Origin of the sequence: Paenibacillus sp. USHLN196 (assembly GCF_037144955.1) — a bacterium.
In the GTDB taxonomy this organism is placed as follows: Bacteria; Bacillota; Bacilli; order Paenibacillales; family Paenibacillaceae; genus Paenibacillus; species Paenibacillus xylanexedens_C.
The window spans coordinates 1-19,092 of sequence record NZ_JBBCYH010000011.1 but is presented as its reverse complement, the minus strand read 5'-3'; the positions used below and the strand labels follow the sequence as shown (position 1 = coordinate 19,092).

General features: G+C 46.0%; 17 protein-coding genes, 16 tRNA genes and 1 rRNA gene. 2 read left to right on the top strand and 32 right to left on the bottom strand.

Features of this window, described 5'->3' with window-relative positions:
• Positions 1–164: 164 nt before the first annotated feature.
• Together WFI24_RS23610 and WFI24_RS23605 are read right to left on the bottom strand one after the other, a co-directional pair.
• Positions 165–956 (bottom strand): TrmH family RNA methyltransferase, encoded by a 792-nt coding sequence (locus WFI24_RS23610; RefSeq protein ID WP_336764566.1) that lies wholly within the window; start codon positions 954–956, stop codon positions 165–167.
• A 26-nt stretch (positions 957–982) separates the two neighbouring features.
• Positions 983–1,684 carry a potassium channel family protein gene (locus WFI24_RS23605; RefSeq protein ID WP_145325284.1) on the bottom strand — a complete coding sequence of 234 codons (702 nt, stop codon included), beginning with the start codon at positions 1,682–1,684 and terminating at the stop codon, positions 983–985.
• A gap of 128 nt (positions 1,685–1,812) precedes the next feature.
• On the opposite strand from WFI24_RS23605, the gene sspI reads away from it, so the two are divergent.
• A complete protein-coding gene (gene sspI, locus WFI24_RS23600; RefSeq protein ID WP_036673259.1) occupies positions 1,813–2,046 on the top strand; it encodes a small acid-soluble spore protein SspI in 234 nt (77 codons plus the stop codon).
• A 230-nt stretch (positions 2,047–2,276) separates the two neighbouring features.
• Here the strand turns inward: sspI and WFI24_RS23595 are convergent, their stop codons facing one another.
• From WFI24_RS23595 to WFI24_RS23540, 12 genes are all read right to left on the bottom strand, one after another.
• The gene (locus WFI24_RS23595; RefSeq protein ID WP_336764565.1) at positions 2,277–3,860 is read right to left on the bottom strand and encodes a peptide chain release factor 3; all 1,584 of its coding nucleotides are present in this window, start codon (positions 3,858–3,860) and stop codon (positions 2,277–2,279) included.
• Positions 3,861–4,213: 353 nt separating this feature from the next.
• Positions 4,214–4,612, bottom strand: a complete 399-nt coding sequence (locus WFI24_RS23590; RefSeq protein WP_145325283.1) for a DoxX family protein — start codon at positions 4,610–4,612, stop codon at positions 4,214–4,216.
• A 355-nt stretch (positions 4,613–4,967) separates the two neighbouring features.
• Entirely contained in the window at positions 4,968–6,518 is a 1,551-nt protein-coding gene (gene zwf, locus WFI24_RS23585) for a glucose-6-phosphate dehydrogenase (protein ID WP_336764564.1), read from the bottom strand.
• A 214-nt stretch (positions 6,519–6,732) separates the two neighbouring features.
• Complete coding sequence (locus WFI24_RS23580) at positions 6,733–7,482, bottom strand: YwmB family TATA-box binding protein (protein ID WP_336764563.1); 750 nt, start codon at positions 7,480–7,482, stop codon at positions 6,733–6,735.
• 415 nt (positions 7,483–7,897) lie between these two features.
• Positions 7,898–8,566 (bottom strand): response regulator transcription factor, encoded by a 669-nt coding sequence (locus WFI24_RS23575; protein ID WP_091020933.1) that lies wholly within the window; start codon positions 8,564–8,566, stop codon positions 7,898–7,900.
• Positions 8,508–9,623: a sensor histidine kinase gene (locus WFI24_RS23570; RefSeq protein ID WP_336764562.1), complete on the bottom strand. Its 1,116-nt coding sequence runs from the start codon at positions 9,621–9,623 to the stop codon at positions 8,508–8,510. Before WFI24_RS23570 ends, WFI24_RS23575 begins: the two co-directional genes overlap by 59 nt.
• A 31-nt stretch (positions 9,624–9,654) precedes the next feature.
• Positions 9,655–10,302, bottom strand: a complete 648-nt coding sequence (liaF, locus tag WFI24_RS23565; protein WP_091020935.1) for a cell wall-active antibiotics response protein LiaF — start codon at positions 10,300–10,302, stop codon at positions 9,655–9,657.
• Between the two features lie 150 nt (positions 10,303–10,452).
• Entirely contained in the window at positions 10,453–11,160 is a 708-nt protein-coding gene (locus WFI24_RS23560) for a PspA/IM30 family protein (RefSeq protein WP_017692315.1), read from the bottom strand.
• Between the two features lies 1 nt (position 11,161).
• Positions 11,162–11,671 carry a PspC domain-containing protein gene (locus WFI24_RS23555; protein ID WP_336764561.1) on the bottom strand — a complete coding sequence of 170 codons (510 nt, stop codon included), beginning with the start codon at positions 11,669–11,671 and terminating at the stop codon, positions 11,162–11,164.
• A gap of 17 nt (positions 11,672–11,688) precedes the next feature.
• Positions 11,689–11,922 carry a PspC domain-containing protein gene (locus WFI24_RS23550; protein ID WP_145325032.1) on the bottom strand — a complete coding sequence of 78 codons (234 nt, stop codon included), beginning with the start codon at positions 11,920–11,922 and terminating at the stop codon, positions 11,689–11,691.
• A gap of 4 nt (positions 11,923–11,926) precedes the next feature.
• A complete protein-coding gene (locus WFI24_RS23545) occupies positions 11,927–12,598 on the bottom strand; it encodes a PspA/IM30 family protein (protein ID WP_336764560.1) in 672 nt (223 codons plus the stop codon).
• Positions 12,599–12,633: 35 nt separating this feature from the next.
• Positions 12,634–12,942, bottom strand: a complete 309-nt coding sequence (locus WFI24_RS23540; RefSeq protein WP_017692311.1) for a LiaF transmembrane domain-containing protein — start codon at positions 12,940–12,942, stop codon at positions 12,634–12,636.
• 559 nt (positions 12,943–13,501) lie between these two features.
• Between WFI24_RS23540 and WFI24_RS23535 the strand changes: the two genes are divergently transcribed.
• Entirely contained in the window at positions 13,502–15,892 is a 2,391-nt protein-coding gene (locus WFI24_RS23535) for a helix-turn-helix domain-containing protein (RefSeq protein WP_336764559.1), read from the top strand.
• A 56-nt stretch (positions 15,893–15,948) separates the two neighbouring features.
• On the opposite strand, the gene WFI24_RS23530 is transcribed toward WFI24_RS23535, so the two are convergent.
• From WFI24_RS23530 to rrf, 18 genes are all read right to left on the bottom strand, one after another.
• Positions 15,949–16,024, bottom strand: a tRNA-Asn gene (locus WFI24_RS23530).
• A 303-nt stretch (positions 16,025–16,327) separates the two neighbouring features.
• Positions 16,328–17,254 (bottom strand): class I SAM-dependent methyltransferase, encoded by a 927-nt coding sequence (locus WFI24_RS23525; protein ID WP_336764558.1) that lies wholly within the window; start codon positions 17,252–17,254, stop codon positions 16,328–16,330.
• Between the two features lie 168 nt (positions 17,255–17,422).
• A tRNA-Leu gene (locus WFI24_RS23520) sits at positions 17,423–17,501 on the bottom strand.
• A 6-nt stretch (positions 17,502–17,507) separates the two neighbouring features.
• Positions 17,508–17,581 (bottom strand) — tRNA-Cys (locus tag WFI24_RS23515).
• 6 nt (positions 17,582–17,587) lie between these two features.
• A tRNA-Gly gene (locus tag WFI24_RS23510) sits at positions 17,588–17,662 on the bottom strand.
• A 4-nt stretch (positions 17,663–17,666) separates the two neighbouring features.
• Positions 17,667–17,741, bottom strand: a tRNA-Gln gene (locus WFI24_RS23505).
• Between the two features lie 22 nt (positions 17,742–17,763).
• Positions 17,764–17,836: transfer RNA gene (locus tag WFI24_RS23500), tRNA-His, on the bottom strand.
• Positions 17,837–17,866: 30 nt separating this feature from the next.
• Positions 17,867–17,940 (bottom strand) — tRNA-Trp (locus tag WFI24_RS23495).
• Between the two features lie 5 nt (positions 17,941–17,945).
• Positions 17,946–18,031 (bottom strand) — tRNA-Tyr (locus WFI24_RS23490).
• Between the two features lie 9 nt (positions 18,032–18,040).
• Positions 18,041–18,116, bottom strand: a tRNA-Thr gene (locus tag WFI24_RS23485).
• 20 nt (positions 18,117–18,136) lie between these two features.
• Positions 18,137–18,212: transfer RNA gene (locus tag WFI24_RS23480), tRNA-Phe, on the bottom strand.
• 95 nt (positions 18,213–18,307) lie between these two features.
• Positions 18,308–18,385 (bottom strand) — tRNA-Asp (locus WFI24_RS23475).
• A gap of 26 nt (positions 18,386–18,411) precedes the next feature.
• A tRNA-Met gene (locus tag WFI24_RS23470) sits at positions 18,412–18,485 on the bottom strand.
• 17 nt (positions 18,486–18,502) lie between these two features.
• Positions 18,503–18,578, bottom strand: a tRNA-Val gene (locus WFI24_RS23465).
• Positions 18,579–18,645: 67 nt separating this feature from the next.
• Positions 18,646–18,717, bottom strand: a tRNA-Glu gene (locus WFI24_RS23460).
• A 9-nt stretch (positions 18,718–18,726) separates the two neighbouring features.
• Positions 18,727–18,818: transfer RNA gene (locus tag WFI24_RS23455), tRNA-Ser, on the bottom strand.
• Positions 18,819–18,821: 3 nt separating this feature from the next.
• A tRNA-Asn gene (locus WFI24_RS23450) sits at positions 18,822–18,897 on the bottom strand.
• An 84-nt stretch (positions 18,898–18,981) separates the two neighbouring features.
• A 5S ribosomal RNA gene (gene rrf, locus WFI24_RS23445) occupies positions 18,982–19,092 on the bottom strand; the annotation flags it as partial.

Here is a 19,092-nt window from a genome sequence, read left to right as displayed (position 1 = left end):
ATTCGGGATTTGAATGGAAAATCCCTGCTGTGAGCTTTAAGAGGAGAGAAAAAGACTGGAAAAATGGTTGGAAAAAGTGGCAACCAGGTTCCAGCCTTTGGTGGTTTGGGGAAAGTTAATTTTAGTTAGGGACAGTTAATTTGAAATTGGACAGGAATTATTAGTTAGTTAAACATCCGCTGTCTCATCGCCTCAAACAGCAAAATCGTTGCCGCCATTGCAGCGTTAAGCGACTCTGCCTGTCCCTGCATCGGAATCGTAATCGCATCATCCACCAAACGTGCCGTGGAATCCGAGATGCCCTTACCTTCGTTGCCAATCACGAGCCATACCGATTGCGTAAAATCATAACTATAGCATGAATGCTCTGCCTGCAAAGAAGTACTTACCAGCTTCACGCCTGCAGCCTTCGCTTCGGGAAGCAAGGATTCCAACTGACCCTCCACAATGGGCAGATGGAATAGTGACCCCATCGTCGAGCGAATCGTCTTCGGGTTATACACATCAGCACAACCAGCGCCGAGTACGACACCCGCTGCTCCAGCTGCATCCGCACTCCGAATAATCGTTCCCACATTCCCTGGGTCTTGCACTCCGTCCAGCACCACGACAAGCCCACGCGCTCCGGCGATCAGGCTTTCCAGTGGCTCCCTGCCTTTACGTACAATTGCAAATACAGGCTGTGGAGTCATCGTATCGGTACATTTGCCGATAACCGCAGGTGATACACTGACCCACTCCACACGCTGAAGCGGATTCTCAAGCCCTGCAAGTTCAGTCGGTACGCCTTGCTCCCCGTCGTACACGATGCACTCCAGATCTGCTCCGGCGCGCAATGCCTCCTGTACAAGATGAATACCTTCAATAATATATTTATGTTGACGGGTACGATGCTTTTTCTCCAGCAGCTGTGCCCATTCTTTTACACGGGTATTTTGCGGTGATACAATATCCATTCTTCCATCCTTCCCATCTGCATCCATCACTTCGGATATGCAAGCTCCATTTTCGTCAAGTGATCCTTGTGACCCACAATGATCAGCACATCTCCAGCTTCGATCCGGTCCTCCGCATATGGCGAGATGTTCATCGAATTCCCACTGCGGATCGCCATCACGTTACAACCGAAACGTGCCCGGATGTCTAATTCCATCAGGTTTTTACCGATCATTTGCTCGGAAGCTCTCATCTCCAGAATGCTGTAATCCTCAGACAACTCGATGTAATCCAGTATATTAGGCGAGGTCAGATGATGGGCTACACGTAGTCCCATATCCCGCTCAGGATAGATCACCTTGTCTGCTCCAATCTTCTGCAGCACCTTACCATGAAGCTCATTTTGAGCTTTTACGATCAGAACGGGTATACCCATATCTTTCAATATCAGGGTTGTCAGAATACTCGCCTGAATATCTTCACCAATCGCCACAACGACAACGTCGAAATTCCGTATGCCCAGCGCACGTAGCGCTTCTTCATCTGTTGAATCTGCCGACACTGCATGGGTCACCACATTGGACATTTCCTGAGTCCGCTGCTCATCCGCATCGATTGCCAGCACATCAAATCCCATGCCACTCAGTGCATTGGCAACACTTGATCCGAACCGTCCCATGCCAATTACGGCATACTGTTTCTTGGCCATTAGGTCTTTAACCTCCCGCTGCACTTCAGCATGACGCATCATTACGGATACCCATGCTAACGTAAATAATCCTTCGTAGTATACCACAAAGCCTGATAAACTTGAATGCGCTCACGCTTCCCTGGGAACAGTATTAGAGCAGCCGAATATACGAGGAGGGAATTGCGATGCCCATTACATTAAGCCTGCGTGAAGCGATTGTTCATAAAGTTCATGACAAGAGTGATGATCAGCTCCGGGAGATGATTGAAGGTTCAGTAGATGGACCGGAAGCTGCATTACCTGGACTTGGCGCCATTTTCGAGATGATCTGGAAGAACACAGAACCTGCCAAGCAGGAAGAGCTCATTCAAATCGCACAGGAGCATCTGCACACCATTCCCGTCCAACCGCTTCGCTAATTGGAGTATGGAGGGGTAAGGTAACCATCATAACGTTTGTTCTGTCTGCAAAAGAAAGCTTTCCCTTATTCGGCTGGATCATACCTGCCTTTAAGTAAGGTGTATAGCAATAGATCCCCCCGCCAATCGGCGGAGGGATCTTATTTTTTAACAAGCTCTATCTCATCGCATCAGCTTGTCATGTTCGACTAACCCTTTTGATGATTACTACGGAATACTTATGCCTTCACTTAAGGCGCAGTCTCAAGGAATTGAGCTGTAGGATTTTTATCCATAGCCGTTCTCATTGCGTACTCATTTTCGAAGAGCACTACATAATTCCCTTTTTTATCTTTTACAAGCGCAGAGTTAATCCGGAATTTGCTTGCGTCCAGATTCTCGTCCACGATCCAGCGAGCGAACTGATACGGCATACGCTGCAATTGCACGTCTACCCCATACTCGCCTTTCATCCGGTATTCAAATACCTCGAACTGAAGTTGACCAATTACGCCGAGAATCGTCTCGTCGAAACTTGCCGTCTGGAACACCTGAATGGTTCCTTCCTCCGTCAACTGGTCAATTCCTTTTTGGTACTGTTTATGTTTCAATGCATTCTTAACGGTAACTTTAGCGAAAATCTCTGGCGAGAACGTTGGCAATTCTTCAAAAATAACTTCGCTGCCTTGGCTCAATGAATCACCAATCCGGAAGATACCCGGATCGAACAGACCGATAATATCGCCGGCATACGCCTCTTCTACAATATCCCGGTCTTGTGCCAGGAACTGCTGTGGCTGTGACAGCTTAATCTCTTTGCCCACACGAGTATGCTTCACACTCATTCCACGTTGGAACTTGCCTGACACAATACGCAGGAATGCAATACGATCCCGGTGCGCAGGGTTCATGTTCGCCTGAATTTTAAATACATAGCCGCTGAATTTCTCATTCGTTGGCTGAATCTCTCCTGCCGTACTGCGACGTGGCTCAGGTTTCGGTGCCAGTTCCAGGAAATTCTCCAGAAAAGTCTGTACGCCGAAATTGTTAATCGCACTACCGAAGAAAATAGGGGTCAGTTCACCGCGTTGAACTTTCTCCATGTCGAACGGGTCGCCCGCGATATCCAACAACTCCAGATCCTGACACAATTGATCATGCAGATATTCTCCAGCCATCTCACGAATAATTGGATCTTTATAACCATCTACCTTTTGTACTTTAATCGTCGAGTGATCGTCCCCTTGGAACAATTCCACCTGATTTTTCATCCGATCGTACACACCGCACAGCTCGCGACCTGTACCAATTGGCCAGTTCATCGGAACCGAACGAATTCCCAGTACATTTTCAAGCTCTTCCATCAGGTCAAATGGACTTTTACCCTCACGGTCGAGTTTGTTGATGAACGTAAAGATTGGAATGCCACGCTTCGCACACACCTGGAACAGCTTGATCGTTTGTGCCTCGACACCTTTTGCCACGTCAATCAACATTACTGCGCTATCGGCAGCCGTCAGTGTACGATACGTATCTTCACTGAAATCCTGGTGACCCGGAGTATCCAGAATGTTGACGCGATGATCCAGATAATCAAATTGCATTACGGAAGAGGTAACCGAGATCCCCCGTTGTTTCTCAATTTCCATCCAGTCACTTGTGGCGTGTTTGCTAGCTTTTCGAGCTTTTACCGTTCCCGCAAGGCGAATCGCGCCCCCGAACAGCAACAGTTTCTCGGTTAATGTGGTTTTACCCGCATCCGGGTGAGAGATAATGGCAAACGTCCGACGTTTGTCCACTTCCTGTTGAAGAATATCATTTGCAGCTTTGCTCATAGGTTTAATCCCTTTCGTCCGTTCATTCACGTTAATCCGGCATGGCCGGTCCATCATTCAATCTTTATGCAATCCGGCGAGGCCGGTTGATTGTACACTGGTCATTTTGCATACGAGGTATTTACTCACTAGATTAATTTTACACATTTACAATGGAGTTCATCCTCCTCAAATCTGTGCTTTCATCCATACCGTGAACTGCTTCTTAACCCAACTCTCCTATTGTACCATAATCTGTACCGAAAATAACCGATTACTACAGAAGATTCTTCTCTTTTCCCTTGCAAAAAAAAGCACCCTTCAGCCATGATCATGGCATTCAGGTACTCCTCATTCATTTCTCGTTATCGAGTTTAGAAAATCAATGCATCCAGCGCGTATTGTCCGCCACCCGTCAGAGCCAGCGCTACACCAACGACCAGGATCGCGAGATTATATTCGAATCCGTTCTGTGTGGACCAGTAACCGTTCGCACCATGGACTTTCACAATCGCAATAACCATCGTCAATGCAATCAGAATGCCGCCTACCGGTGTGAGCAGACCCAGAGCCAGCAACAGTCCACCACCGAACTCAGCGAGTCCAGCCAGTAACGCTACCAATGCACCTGGTTTCATCCCCATCGATTCAAACCAGCCGCCTGTACCCTTGATCCCGTAACCTCCGAACCATCCAAACAGCTTTTGTGCCCCGTGCGCCATGAACGACAATCCAATCACCAAACGAATCAACAACAATCCTAAGTCCAACATCATTTACTTTTCCTCCATTCAATATATACAAAATAGTATTCTTAGATTAAAGATATTATGCTAAATTTTTTTCTTCATGATGTGGTGTCAAACCCCTTCAAATGGTTCACATTTCATCTCATGAATGGTGCACTTATCCGAGAAATTCATCGGGTTAAGTTTGTCATTTGCGTAACTCTTTATCTCTTGTGTTGAGTATAAGTTATATACTTACTTTTTGTCAACAACTTAATTTAAATATATTTATCCAGTCGCATTCCCTCCATCTTCTCGCAGCAAAAAGAAGCCCGGAAAGTTCGCTTCATCCGCGCTCTTTCCAAGCCCCTTAATCATTTCATCTTATGAACGAATAGCTTTAATTGTTGACTTGCCAGATCACACGATCCTCATCCTGACCATTCACCGGCCACCAATGGAATCCATCCTGCTCCAGCAACTTATCGGTCGCCTCTGGCCCCCATGTTCCAGCCGGGTACGTGTGTAACTCTCCCTGATTCTGGCCCCAGGCTGCAGCGATCCGATCTACGAAAGACCAGGCCGTTGCCACTTCGTCCCAACGGGTGAAATACGTAGAATCCCCTTCTGCTGCATCGTGCAGCAGACGTTCATACGCTTCAGGCGAGTTGATTCCGATCATGCAGCTCTGACAGAAATCCATCGCGAGTGGCTGAATCTCGGAATCCGAGCCCGGTTTCTTGGCATTGATTTTGATATATATGCCTTCCATCGGATTCACCCGAATGACCAGGAGATTCGGTTCCAATTTATATTTTTCCCCAAGGTACACGTTGTTTGGCATCGACTTGAACTCGACTACGATCTCTGTTGTTTTCACTGGTAGACGTTTGCCTGTCCGAATGTAGAATGGCACACCTGCCCAGCGGAAATTATCAACAAATACACGCGCGGCAAAATACGTCTCCGTATTCGACTGTGGGTCAACCTTGTCCTCCTGGCGGTAACCGGGAAGCTGCTTGCCACGGTACTCCCCTTCGGCATACTGCCCCCGCACAACGTTGTTGCTCACTTCCTCATCCGAGGTGAACGCCCGTAGAGAGCGTAATACCTTCACCTTTTCATCCCGAATATCCTCCGGGAACAGGCGACTTGGCGGTTCCATCGCAATCATCGTCAGCATCTGAAGCATATGATTCTGCCCCATATCACGCAGCGCTCCGGAGTGATCATAATAACCGCCACGTTCTTCCACGCCTACCGTCTCACCCAGCGTTATCTGCACGTTGGCAATATGTTTATTGTTCCAGAGTGGTTCGAAAAAAGCATTCCCGAAGCGGATCACTTCGATATTTTGCACCATTTCCTTGCCCAGATAATGGTCAATTCGATAGATTTCCTCTTCACGGAAAACCTCACGAATCTGCTCATTCAGATGTTCGGCGGATTGCAGATCATAACCAAATGGTTTTTCGATCACCAATCGGTTCCAACCCTGACTTTCCAGCATACCACCGTCCCGCAAACTGTACGAGACACTACCAAACAGCTCAGGTGCCAGTGCCAGATAGAACAGCCGATTACCCGGCGTGTTAAATTTCGCTTCCAGATGCTCCGTCTGCTCACGCAACTCTTTGAATCCTTCCACATTATTGATATCCAGTGCTTTGTATTCAAAATGCTCGACAAAAGCGTTCCACTCATCAGGTTCCCCCGCTGGATAACGGCAGAATTCCTTAATGGATTCATAGATGTCTTCCCGGAATTCTTCTGGGGACCTCGGACGACGTGCTACGCCAATTACCGCAAAATCTTCAGCAAGCTTGCCTTCGCGGTAAAGACTGTAGATGGCCGGAAACAGCTTCCGGCGGGCCAAATCACCCGTTGCTCCAAAAATGAAAAATACTGCGCCTGGTGTCTGTACTTCATCTTGCGATTGTTTTTCGACCATGGGCTCCTCTTTCTTCCGGGAAGATGACCTTACGCTCTCCCCGAGCTATGTAATGGTGTTATATATGCACGACATACAACCGTCAATTACCAGCAAGTTCCTTCTTGGATGTGATGCCATTTTAGCATATCAACTGAACGGATGCACTATTTCACACTCATTTTTCTGATAAAGATGCTCAATATTGGGTCCGAATTCATGTATAATTCATCCCTTAATATTCAATCGTAATCACCGGAAACCCCACCGTAATTCGATTGTCGATCTCGTCACCAACCTGATGAACTGCGAGTTGCATATTCAACATATGCGTGCCACTCTTGATCGACAAGGGCAGCTTAACCGCCTCATAAGAGACACTTGCGCTGGCTACATCCGTATAACGTTCAACGGAGGTGATATCCACCTTTTTGGACAGCTGTTCTTCGATCAATTCCAGCTGCTGACTCGCATCATGTTCAACAGCCGTGGATGCCGTCCCCTGCACTGACACATTCCAGCTTGCCTTCATCCCCGAGTCGTCAAACAGTTGATCCACCTGCTCATGTGACGTTACTAATCTTTTCCGATCCGTGTGTGTATCACCTGATAACTGCACGATGGCATAGTATCCGTTGTCTCCTGTATCGACGACATTGACCAACATGCCTACGCCCCCAGTAGATACACCTACAACCAGCTCACTACGGTACACATCGTGGCCCGTCTGACGTACCTGCATCGGTGGTTCAAGCCCTAAGTGACTAGCCAGTAATACGGCCTGCGCTTGTGCATCTCCCTTACCTTCTCCTTGCCATTTAATCACCAGACGATCGACATTATCAATTACACTGTCAGCAGTATAGATTAACTGTTCCAGTTGGGCTGCTTTGGGTTCGTTCTTCTCTGCGTATACCTGTGTCACACCAATAAGAATAATAATTGCTATTGCCAATATACCTGCTGTCATCCAACGATTTAACATTCGAATCCCCCGCTTCTTTCTTGCATTCTATGAATCTATCAACAGCATGCCCCTTTCCCGCATTAGCTATACTTCTTCAGAACACAGCAAAAAGCCCCACCCGCCACATGCATGGCAGATCGGAGCTTTCCATTCATCCTTTTCTAGATAAATTGAACTAATCAATATCTACACTCGCACTCCGCTGACAGAACAACCTTCCGATCGCTGTTATCCCCAGATTTTTTTAATTCCCTTTTTCAAGGTGAAAATCTGGGGATAAAGGCGAGCGCTTCGCTTCTTCAGGTTCTTTCTGTCCTCTCCGTTTTGTGTAAATCTTTAGTTCAATTCATATAATCATCTCTTATCTATAATTTCCGCACATTAAAAGTACGGTTCTTTGGCTTGATTATGTTATTGCATATAGTTCTTGTTATTACTCTGCAAGTCCATTCTTATAAGCATAGATCGCGGCCTGTGTGCGGTCGTCTACGCCCAATTTTGCCAGTAAATTCGTGACATGGAATTTGACTGTCTTGATACCGATGATCAGGTCATCAGCGATGTCCTGATTCGATTTGCCTTTGGCGAGCAATCGCAGCACATCCATTTCTCGATCCGTCAATTCATCATGCAAAGGAGCTGCTGCCTGTGGCTGCCGGAATCGATTCATCATTTTCGAAGCGACCTGTGACTCCAGAACGGATTGCCCGCGAGCGGCTGCGCGAATCGCATCTGCCACTTCATTGGCTCTTGATGTTTTTAGCAGATAACTGAATGCGCCTGCTTCAATGACAGGATACATTTTTTCATCATCCAGGTAACTGGTTAATACGATGACTTTGCACTCCGGGTACATTTTGAGCACCTGACGGGTAGCCTCAATACCGTCCATTCCTTCCATAACCAGGTCCATCAGAACAACATCAGGCTTATATTCCTGCGCAAGCCGAATGCCTTCCTCTCCACTACCTGCTTCACCAACTACTTCAATTCCATCTTCGGTATCCAGTACCGCAGCTAGACCAATACGTACCATCTCATGATCATCCACGAGCAATACTTTGATCGACGTTTCCGTCTCCGTTTCGACTTCCGGTTCCATTGACATGTTCTTCCTCGCTTTCATCGCTCATCAAAGGTATCGTAATCTCAATCCGCGTTCCCTTACCAGGCGCTGTTACAAAATGTATGGCTCCGCCAATCTCCGTAACACGTTCACGCATGTTAGCCAGACCGTAGGAAGCCTGTTTATTCTCATCCAGATCGAAGCCTTGCCCATCATCACGAATCAATACCCGGATCGCATCAGTACGGCGCTGGATCCGTATCTCCATTTTTTCCGCTTTTGCATGCCGTAATGTATTGGACATAGCCTCCTGAACGATTCGAAACAGATGATTCTCGATGCCTTTGATCAGATCAATGTCTTCGTCCATTTCGAGCACAATGTCCATGGGTATTTTTGTTTTCAGTTCCATCACCAGATCACGCAGACCTTGTTCGAGATGTTTACCCTCCAGATAAACTGGCCGCAGATGTAACAGTAACGCACGCATCTCGGACTGAGCTACCGAAGCCATCTCCTCAATCAGAGCCACCTGCCGCTGAGCACGTTCAAAATCCTTCTCCATCTTCCGTCCAACGGCCGTTGCTGTCATGGATATCGCGAACAATTGCTGCGACACCGCATCATGCAGTTCCCGTGCCAAACGCTGCCGCTCTTCCACAATAGCCGTAATTCTGGCTTGTTCAGCAAGCTGTGCATTATGAGTAGACAATCGCTGGAGCGAAGATACCTGATCTTCCCACTTTTTGCCGATTCGTCCGAGTTGGTCACTTAGACGACCCACATCATCATCGCCCAGATCAGGTACAGTGCGTGATAGAGAGCCCTTCTCCCACAGTAGAAGTGTTTCCCGCAGCAGTTCAAGCCGGCGTTTAACCCGGTAACTCTGATAGAACCCAAAGACCGCACCGATTCCAATCAGAAGCAGCAATAAGGCCAGACCCGATTGAATCAGATGACGCCAACCTGTAAACGGAGCAAGATAACCATATGTATACAATACATACAAAATAACAGCGAGCACAATGAAAACCAGGAGGATCCCTTCACCCATACTTCGGGTTACCATGTCGGTATGTCGTTTTGTCTTCATCGGGGTCTCCTCCTTCTCTTCATCTATATTACTACGGATTACTGATGCTTAGGTCGCCAACTATATAAGAAATGACAAATTTTGCTTTATGTTCACTGGATTCATATCCAGGCGTTCTCCATACTAATTTGTTCATCATGCCGCTATCTTGTTCTCCAAGAAGATTAATCCGGCCGAAAAGAACCGATGCTTCAATCTCTACACCATAATCTTCTGGTAGCGTAAGGCGAACATTACCCATAACTCCTTGCAGCAGCACAATTGTTTGTTTCTCCTCCGGAATCGAAAGAGATAGATCGGCGTTAACCTCACCTATGGCATGCCACAGACTCATACTACGTAACGTCCAGGATGATTGATCCCAGTAGTACCGAGCCATGAAATTCTGTTTCTTCATAACGCCTTCGTCCAGATGAATCTTTTTGTTTTTGGAATAAAAGTAAGCTAACGAAGCAAGTACAATCAAAAATACAATCATTAAATTATCCAGCAATAACAGTGCCGCACCAATGCCAAGATACCGATGACCTTTGCGGGTATCCCCATTGCGGACTTGAAGCATTCCAACCGTTAACAGAATCAGTGCGGCAGCGGTCAGGAAGTTAATATTGTCATTCAATAACATCATTGTGCCAATAATCATAATGACAACTGCAAGCCATTTACTCTTTTGATTCATCCCCACCGCACCTCCTCTGTAAGTTAATCTCTCTTTATTCAACGGAAAAGCCATACCAGGCAATGAAGTCCTGTATGGCTTAACTTTTTTTCTACCAACCGTACATTATACACGATTTATAGAATATCATATTGTCCACTAAGCGAACAGTTATTCTTTTGAAGTTCCGTTCGCTTCATTCTTGGAACCATTGCCCATTTTGTTCTTGAGGGCTTGTAATTGCTGATCCACTTTGAACTGTTTTTCCACATCTACAGGATTTGTGTACGTGGATGATGTGTTGCGATAAGGTGCACGAGCTACGTCAGCTTCAGCTTCCAGCTGCATGATTTTCTCTTCCATGCGGTGGAATCCAAGTGATGCGCCGCCACTTTCGATCGAATGCAAGCTGTTGATGGAAGACATTTGTTTTTTGGCTTTTGCCATTTGTGCACGGGATACAAGTTCATTACGTTTGTTGCGCATTTTGTAGAACTCATCTTTCATATCATGCAACTGTTGCAACAGATCTTTTGCTTGTGCTTCGGACTGTGCATGCAGTTCGCTGTACTCCGTAATTTTTTGATCAAAGTAGATTTTCTCTTCCAACAACTTGCGTGCCACTTCTTCCTGACCGTTAGACAGAGCAGCTTCTGCTTGGGACTCACGTTGTACCGAAGTACGCTCCGCTTCATCCAAACGTTGTTTCATGCGACGCTCATTTGCCATTTGTTTGGCAACAGTTACCTCTGCCTCATGAATCTCAGCCTCCATATCACGCAAGTACTGGTTCAACATTACAATCGGGTCCTCTACTTTATCCAACATATCATTTACCGATGCTTTCGTCATATCCTTAATCCGTTTAAATACTCCCATTTTACTTTTCTCCCTTCTCGTAACGAGATAATTTTTGGCGAAGCTCTTCAACTTCTTTTTTCAGTGCTTTTTTCTCGATATCTTTCATCATGGAATCAAGTTCACTTTCTTGCGGTGCTCCTGCTCCGTAGGCGTTGTTATCATAAGAGCGCGGACCAGATTGGGGTCTGCTGTTGTATCCTGGGCCAGGACCGAAGTTGCCAGGACCTTGTTGGTTTTGGTTATTTTGAAAAGGACCTCTTGGTGCCTGATGATCATAGTTGTTGTATCCTCTGCCAGGACCAGGGCCTGGGCCCTGACCGTAACCATATGGATCATAAGGCGGATACGGTTCTTTTGGTACTACCAGTGCTGCAATAAAGTATATTAACAACGACGTGCCGCCAGTTACGAAGATACTGATAACAAAGATGATCCGCAGTAGGGTGGAATCCATCCCGATGGTTTCGGAAATTCCGCCGCACAAGCCGGTTAACATCCGGTCACGCGTTGAGCGGTATAATTTGCTCATGTGCTTTCTCCTTTCGTTTACTTATATCCTCTTGCGTTGGGACCATAAGCATATGGATCAACGTGATTGGATTCCTTGGGTACGACCAATGCAGCGATGAAGTAGATCAACAATGATGTACCCCCCGTAGCGAAAATACTGATGAAGAAGATGATACGTAGCAGCGTGGTACTCAATCCGAGATTTTCAGAAATGCCGCCGATCAAACCGGTTAGCCTTCGATTACGCGCCGAGCGGTATAATTTACTCATGTGACTACTCCTTTCTGTCATTGTTCAATTTCTGTTTTAAACGCTCCAGTTCCTTATCCAGCGCAGAGGATGACATACTGCCAGTCACTCCTGAACCGTCTTGGCTCATCCGCCGGATATCCCGGAGACTTTGTGCTTCATATTCGAGATCGGAGACTTGGTCATCCAATCGGTTAAACATACGAGGTACATTCTGACCGTTGTGATTGCCTCTCTGATTCATACGTTGCTGTAACTGAATCGTCTGCATACGAGCGTAGTAATATTGGCGTTTGCTGTACACATTCTGATATTCAACCTTCAGCTGGTCGATCTGTTCATCCAGCTCCTGTAATGCCGCATAGCTTTGTGCATACAATTCATTGTATTGTTCCATTTTTTCCTCATGGAGGATTTTCTCCTGCAAGGCCAGCTTAGCGAGATGTTCTTCCCCTGCTTTCAGAGCCATGGAAGCCTGCTCTTCCCGTTTGTTCACCATACCTGCTGCCTGATCGGCTTGTTGTTTCATTTGTCTGGTATGGCTTGCATATTGATGACGAAGTTTCTCGGCTTCACCGATGTCTTGGCGGGTCGAGACCAGGAACTGATCAATCAGTTTGACTGGATCTTGACTTTGCTCCAAATGTTCGTTCAGATTGGCTACGGTAATATCCCGCATTCGACGAAATACACTCATTATGTTCTGTCCCTCCTTTTCATAATCCTGAAAGCTTAGTAACGACCACGACGACTACGGTTATTGCTTAGCATTGAGATACCAAAGATGATTAACCCGATCGCGATGATCGGTCCGATCAGCCATGCCAGCTTGCCCATCAGTGAGATGATACCGATGATGAGAACAATCCAGCCAAGCATCACATTCCCTCGTTTAACTCCGTAATATCCCAGTGCAATCATCAGGACCGGAATCAGATAACCCATTAAGTGTCCAAGAAGAGGAGTTAACTTTCCGAAGAGGAGTAGTGCACCCAGTGCAATCAATACAATCGCCCAGCCATTTCCCTTATTCAATCTCATAATTGTTGTTCACCGCCCTTTCCGTTCGTTCATTTTAATTGGTTAAGTCATTTGTTCGTTTGTTTCTTGTTTTTTGTTTCCGTGTTTCTTGTTTAACCTTATGTCCTTATTCTAGGTGATTCTGAGACTTTTCAAAACAGACCGTGGACGGTTTTTCATCCTAGACTCAGGTCGGGGATCTAGTTGGACCTTTGACTGTCCCGGTATAAGACCATCGTTCCACCTAAGCTGAATAGCACTCCAGATCCCTTCTATTACCCGTATCCAGGCTCTACTTCACCCGATATCGTCCGGTAGTAACAATGATGTCCTTGTTCTCTATTTACGTTTACCCTTCACTTTCGTTTCCCCTTATTCCGTATTCGGCAATCCATCGAAGTTGTACCCCAGGTTTTCATTACAAAAGGAGTACATATCAATAATCCAGTGCCAATGTCTTTTGCCCCAAAATAAAATTACTTATTTATCCAAATAAACAAAATTTAGATTGTTCTATATGTAAGCGTTTACTAAAATAGAAAGTGTTACTATTTCTAATGTCAGGGGTGGAACTTAAACTGTGCGACCAATCAGCTATCTCCATAAAATGATCATCTTCGGAATCCTGCTAAGCACCCTGCCCATTTTGTTAACGGGGATTGCCGCGTTTATCTATTCATCAAACCAAACTGAACTGCATCGTACACAAGCTAACAGGCAGTTGCTGGAACAAATGCAATCCAACGTAGAACACAAACTCGCTACAGTCAGTTATATGCTTGATCAGGCCGTTCGATCTCCAGTAACCCTTCGTTCCCTGTCTGCTTCTTCTTCACTTCAAGGGAAAGGACCTCTACTTGCCGATAAGCTGCAGAGTGAGTTTCAGAATATGAGGTCGTGGGAACCTTTGCTGGATATCACATTGGTGAATCAATCCCAGAATTGGCTTATTGACCATGCCGGATTATATCGTAATACCGATTTCCCACTGGCACTTCCCATGAAGGATTTGATCTCGGATACGTTAACCTCCGGATGGCAGCTCTCCCCTTCATCGGTGTTCAGTAATGATGAGCGGTCGCCCGGTACAGGCTGTATCTACCATATTGCTCTTGCGAGATCTATTCCGAATTTGAATGCGTCTTCCGATGTAGCCTTAATTGCCGGAATTCCTGCATGCTCTTTGCAAAACACGCTAGGTGAAGCCTCCTTAGGCAATGCTGCCTCAGGACTGATCATTTTAAATCGGGAACACCGTATCATGGTGCATCCCGATCCCGTATATATTGGACAACCGTTGTCTGCAGTTGGATTACAAGATCGTGATACGGAAGCCAGCATAATCAGACTATCACCCATCACATTTTCAACAGGCTTTGAAGAACGAGAAGTCAAGATCGCCGATACACACTATTCCCTGACGTATAGCCCTTCTACCTTAAAAGGATGGACTTATGTTCTAATCTCACCCACCAACATTCTGACACAGGAATATATCGATATCGGATTACACACCTTGTATATCAGTATCTTCCTGCTTTTGCTTTCATTATTGCTCGCATGGCTCGGCTCCAAACGAATGCATATTCCAATTCGTAAACTTCTAACCCAACTTGGTGACAACCGCCTGTCCAAAGAAGGAAGTACTTTGACTCAGCAATCACCAGAGTTGTTTGATGAGTTCGAACAGATTAGAGCAGGTGTCTCACAATTATCGGCATCTCGCTCCCAACTGGAGAACACACTAAATATGCATCTATTACAGATTCGCACTCATTTTATGATGAATCTCTTCCAGGGTAAAAGCCCTGTTCACACTCTACATGACACCTTGAATGAATATGGCTACACCCATCAGGTTCGAGAATGGCAACAAATTGCTGTTATTGCACTACAAGCCGATCTTGTTAATCACAGAAAATACAGTGCCAATGATCGTGACCTCCTGTTATTCGCTGTTCAAAATATATTGGAGGAAACGGTTGTACATAACCAACAACTGCTTCCTATCGTGTTGGAACATACGGTTGTCACGGTGATTGGCACCGTTGAGCAGGATCAATTTGTTTTTTCACATCAACTATATGTATTAACAGACCAATTACAACAACAGATTGATGAGATTCTGGCTCTTCAGGTCAGTATTGGCTTCAGTCAGCCGCATAGCTCCCTATACCACATCCCTCAGGCTTACACAGAAGCCATGGAAGCTTTGAAGCATCGAATGAAGCTGGGGACAGGTATTATCTTTCAATATGAGAACATAGATCATTATGTTCCAGCTTGGTCCATGACCTATCCGGAATCATTGGAATACTCGTTGATCCAAGCTATTCAAAGTGCGGACGAAGTCCAGGCCTCTGCTCTTCTGCATCAGGTCCTGGAAGTAATCTTTGGTATGGAGTGTACGCCAGAGGAATATCAGGTGGCCTTTACGAGGCTGCTGACGCATATTTTGCAAATGACCCAGGAATCCGGTATAAGACTCGGACAGATATCACAAGGCAATGGATCGATGTTTCATGAGCTTCATGGTTTGCAGTACGGTGCTGAAGTTGAGGAGTGGTTTAACCATCAAGTCATCTTGCCCATCATTCAGGTTTTTAAAGGGAGACAGTACGCCCAGTACCAACATATATCAGAGAAGATGATTGCCATGATTCATCAAGATTACGATAAGGATCTGACGCTTGAGGAATGTGCTGTTAAGCTTCACTATAATGCCAACTACTTAAGTAGCGTTTTTCGCAAAGAGACCGGCTGTGCATTTAGTGAATACCTGACCAAGTACCGATTTAATATCGCAAAAAAATGGCTGGACGAAAGTGATCTGACGGTTAAAGATATCGCAGCACGACTTCGTTACAACAATCCGCAGAACTTTATCCGATCATTTCGTAAATGGGAAGGAATCACTCCCGGTCAGTACCGGGAGCGCAAGCAGAAAGCAGAAGTGTCGAACAGAAATTAGAATAAGAGCACGATTTCAAATCGTGCTCCTTCGGTCAGCCCGAACACCTCTCCATATGGCTCCCCGAACAGGGCTCGGACCTGTGGCAACTCGATTAACAGTCGAGTGCTCTACCAACTGAGCTATCAGGGAATATGCTTCAGAGATCATTCTCTGAAAACTAGATATGTGCTTTGTTTTTTCGTTGTCTCGAACATCTCCAAATAAACGGGGGTCTGGTTCAAAGCGGTTGATTAGTTATTGGCTTCAAAAAAAGAGGGAGCACATATCCTGCTCCCTTCACTTACAATTTCACTTCTATAAACTTAACTTCATATGTTTCAAACGTTCATCTTTTTGCGCAGCGATGTGATGCTTCCCAGCGTCATCTTAGACGTTAAACTACGTTGTCCGTCTCGATTCCTGATCCTCAGACACGTACCCAGCTTATACGATTTAACGTTTATCCTTGGAACGGATTGTTTTCATATTAGGTTGTTCAAGTTGGATCAGAATTTTACCAAACCTTGCTCCACGTGAGAAGGTCACCTTACTATCCTTATATGTATCCCGGATATACTTCTCAGCCAGTCTGAGGGAATCCTTATCTGTTGGTAACTCATACGTATTAAGCCATTCTGGCAGCTTCTCAATAATCTCTTCCACCGGCACTTCAAATGAATTAACTTCTCTTGTAATGATCATCGTGTATGAATAACCCTTCAAATACAGTAACTGTTGGATATATCCCATATCACCAGCCTTGTATGAAGAACTGATCCCAAGTACATCCTTAATTTCATCCATTAGTGTGTGTTCCTTCTGTCCAGCTATAGTACTTATATACACATACTTACGAGCACAGTTGATCGCCATCTCAATTGTTTCCCAATCCGACATGGCTGGACACATGGAAGCAAATGCAAAATCATATTTCTTCTCCCAACCCTTATCCTGAATGGAGATTTCCTCAAAACGCTCTTTTACTATTTCAATATTAGATTCCAGGGCTGAAGGTATCGTTTCATTCATGAGTGAGACAAGCAGTTCAGAAGGCTCAACAGCGGTTACCCTTGCTCCCTTTTCAGCAAAAGGAATGGTAAATATGCCTGAGGCCGCTCCAATGTCCAAAATGGACAAGCCCGCGAACTCTACTCCCTGGTTTTCAATCCAGCCCATAATGCGCTCAGACCGCTGTTTCCCTTCTTCAGTAAACGATTGTACATGATAATCTCTGGCCCACCGCTCAAATGCTTCTTCTGTATTAAATGGTGCACTTTTCTTCTTATACTTTGAACTTCTCGGACGATTCTTCCATGCTTCTTCCCATACAGTGAGATTGAATAACAGGTCTGTATCCAGTATATTTTTTTCAGTAATCACTTTGCTTCACTCCTTTATATTAAAGACTTCACTTATCTACAATATACTGAATAAAAACATACGTCAATCTTTATTAACGTCCCACTTTCCTTACTATGCAAAAATTATCTCTTATAAAATAAAAATAGCCCTACAAATTGCTTATGCAATCTGTAGGGCTATTCAATATACCGGCGAGAGGACTCGAACCTCCACGGTTTCCCACTCGATTTTGAGTCGAGCGCGTCTGCCATTCCGCCACGCCGGCATATACTGGAGGCGCCACCCAGATTCGAACTGGGGATAAAGCTTTTGCAGAGCTGTGCCTTACCACTTGGCTATGGCGCCATATTTTGGAGCGGACGACGGGAATCGAACCCGCGACCCTCGCCTTGGCAAGGCGATGCTCTACCGCTGAGCCACGTCCGCATAATGGCTGGGGATATAGGATTTGAACCTATGCATGACGGAGTCAAAGTCCGTTGCCTTACCGCTTGGCTAATCCCCAATAAAAAATGAAAAAACAAAGGGGCGATCGAGGGGAATTGAACCCCCGAATGCCGGATCCACAAACCGGTGCGTTAACCACTTCGCCACGATCGCCACAAAAAGTTAGGTTTCTAAAAAGTTAATTGGCAGGGGCAGCAGGAATTGAACCCACACCAACGGTTTTGGAGACCGTTGTTCTACCTTTAAACTATGCCCCTAAAACTGGTGGAGGATGATGGATTCGAACCACCGAACCCGTACGGGAGCAGATTTACAGTCTGATGCGTTTGGCCACTTCGCTAATCCTCCAGGATTACATGGTGCCGGCGAGAGGACTTGAACCCCCAACCTACTGATTACAAGTCAGTTGCTCTACCAGTTGAGCTACACCGGCATATTAAATTGTTTTAAAAATGGTGGCTCGGGACGGAATCGAACCGCCGACACGAGGATTTTCAGTCCTCTGCTCTACCGACTGAGCTACCGAGCCATAATAAAGTCTAATCTTATTTCCTTACACTTTATATAGGGCATCAGTGCCATACAGCAGATGTAGTGAACAGTTTGCCTCATGTAAAGATTAAATGGCGGAACCGACGGGATTCGAACCCGCGATCTCCTGCGTGACAGGCAGGCATGTTAGGCCAACTACACCACGGTTCCAGATCACTTTCTCAAGGAAAGTATAATTGCGGGGGCAGGATTTGAACCTGCGGCCTTCGGGTTATGAGCCCGACGAGCTACCGGGCTGCTCCACCCCGCGTCGTTATAAAAGTTATATGGTGGAGGCTGAGGGGATCGAACCCCCGACCCTCTGCTTGTAAGGCAGATGCTCTCCCAGCTGAGCTAAGCCTCCGAACAACACATTTATGATCTTACCATAATCTTATTGTAAAAATCAACTTCTTTTTTTGAAGTTAATATGACCCGTAGGGGATTCGAACCCCTGTTACCTCCGTGAAAGGGAGGTGTCTTAACCCCTTGACCAACGGGCCTTGATATTATGGCGGAGAGAGAGGGATTCGAACCCTCGAGACGCTTGTGACGCCTACACGATTTCCAATCGTGCTCCTTCGGCCAGCTCGGACACCTCTCCATATGGCTCCCCGAACAGGGCTCGAACCTGTGACAACTCGATTAACAGTCGAGTGCTCTACCAACTGAGCTATCAGGGAATAATATGCATTTGCGGTGCAAATGCAATTCATCGTACAACGTCCACATGCAAAGCCTGTTTTCTATGTATGATGAAAGAGTTCGCTTGGCGGCGTCCTACTCTCCCAGGACCCTGCGGTCCAAGTACCATCGGCGCTAGAGGGCTTAACGGTCGTGTTCGGGATGGGTACGTGTGGAACCCCTCCGCCATCGCC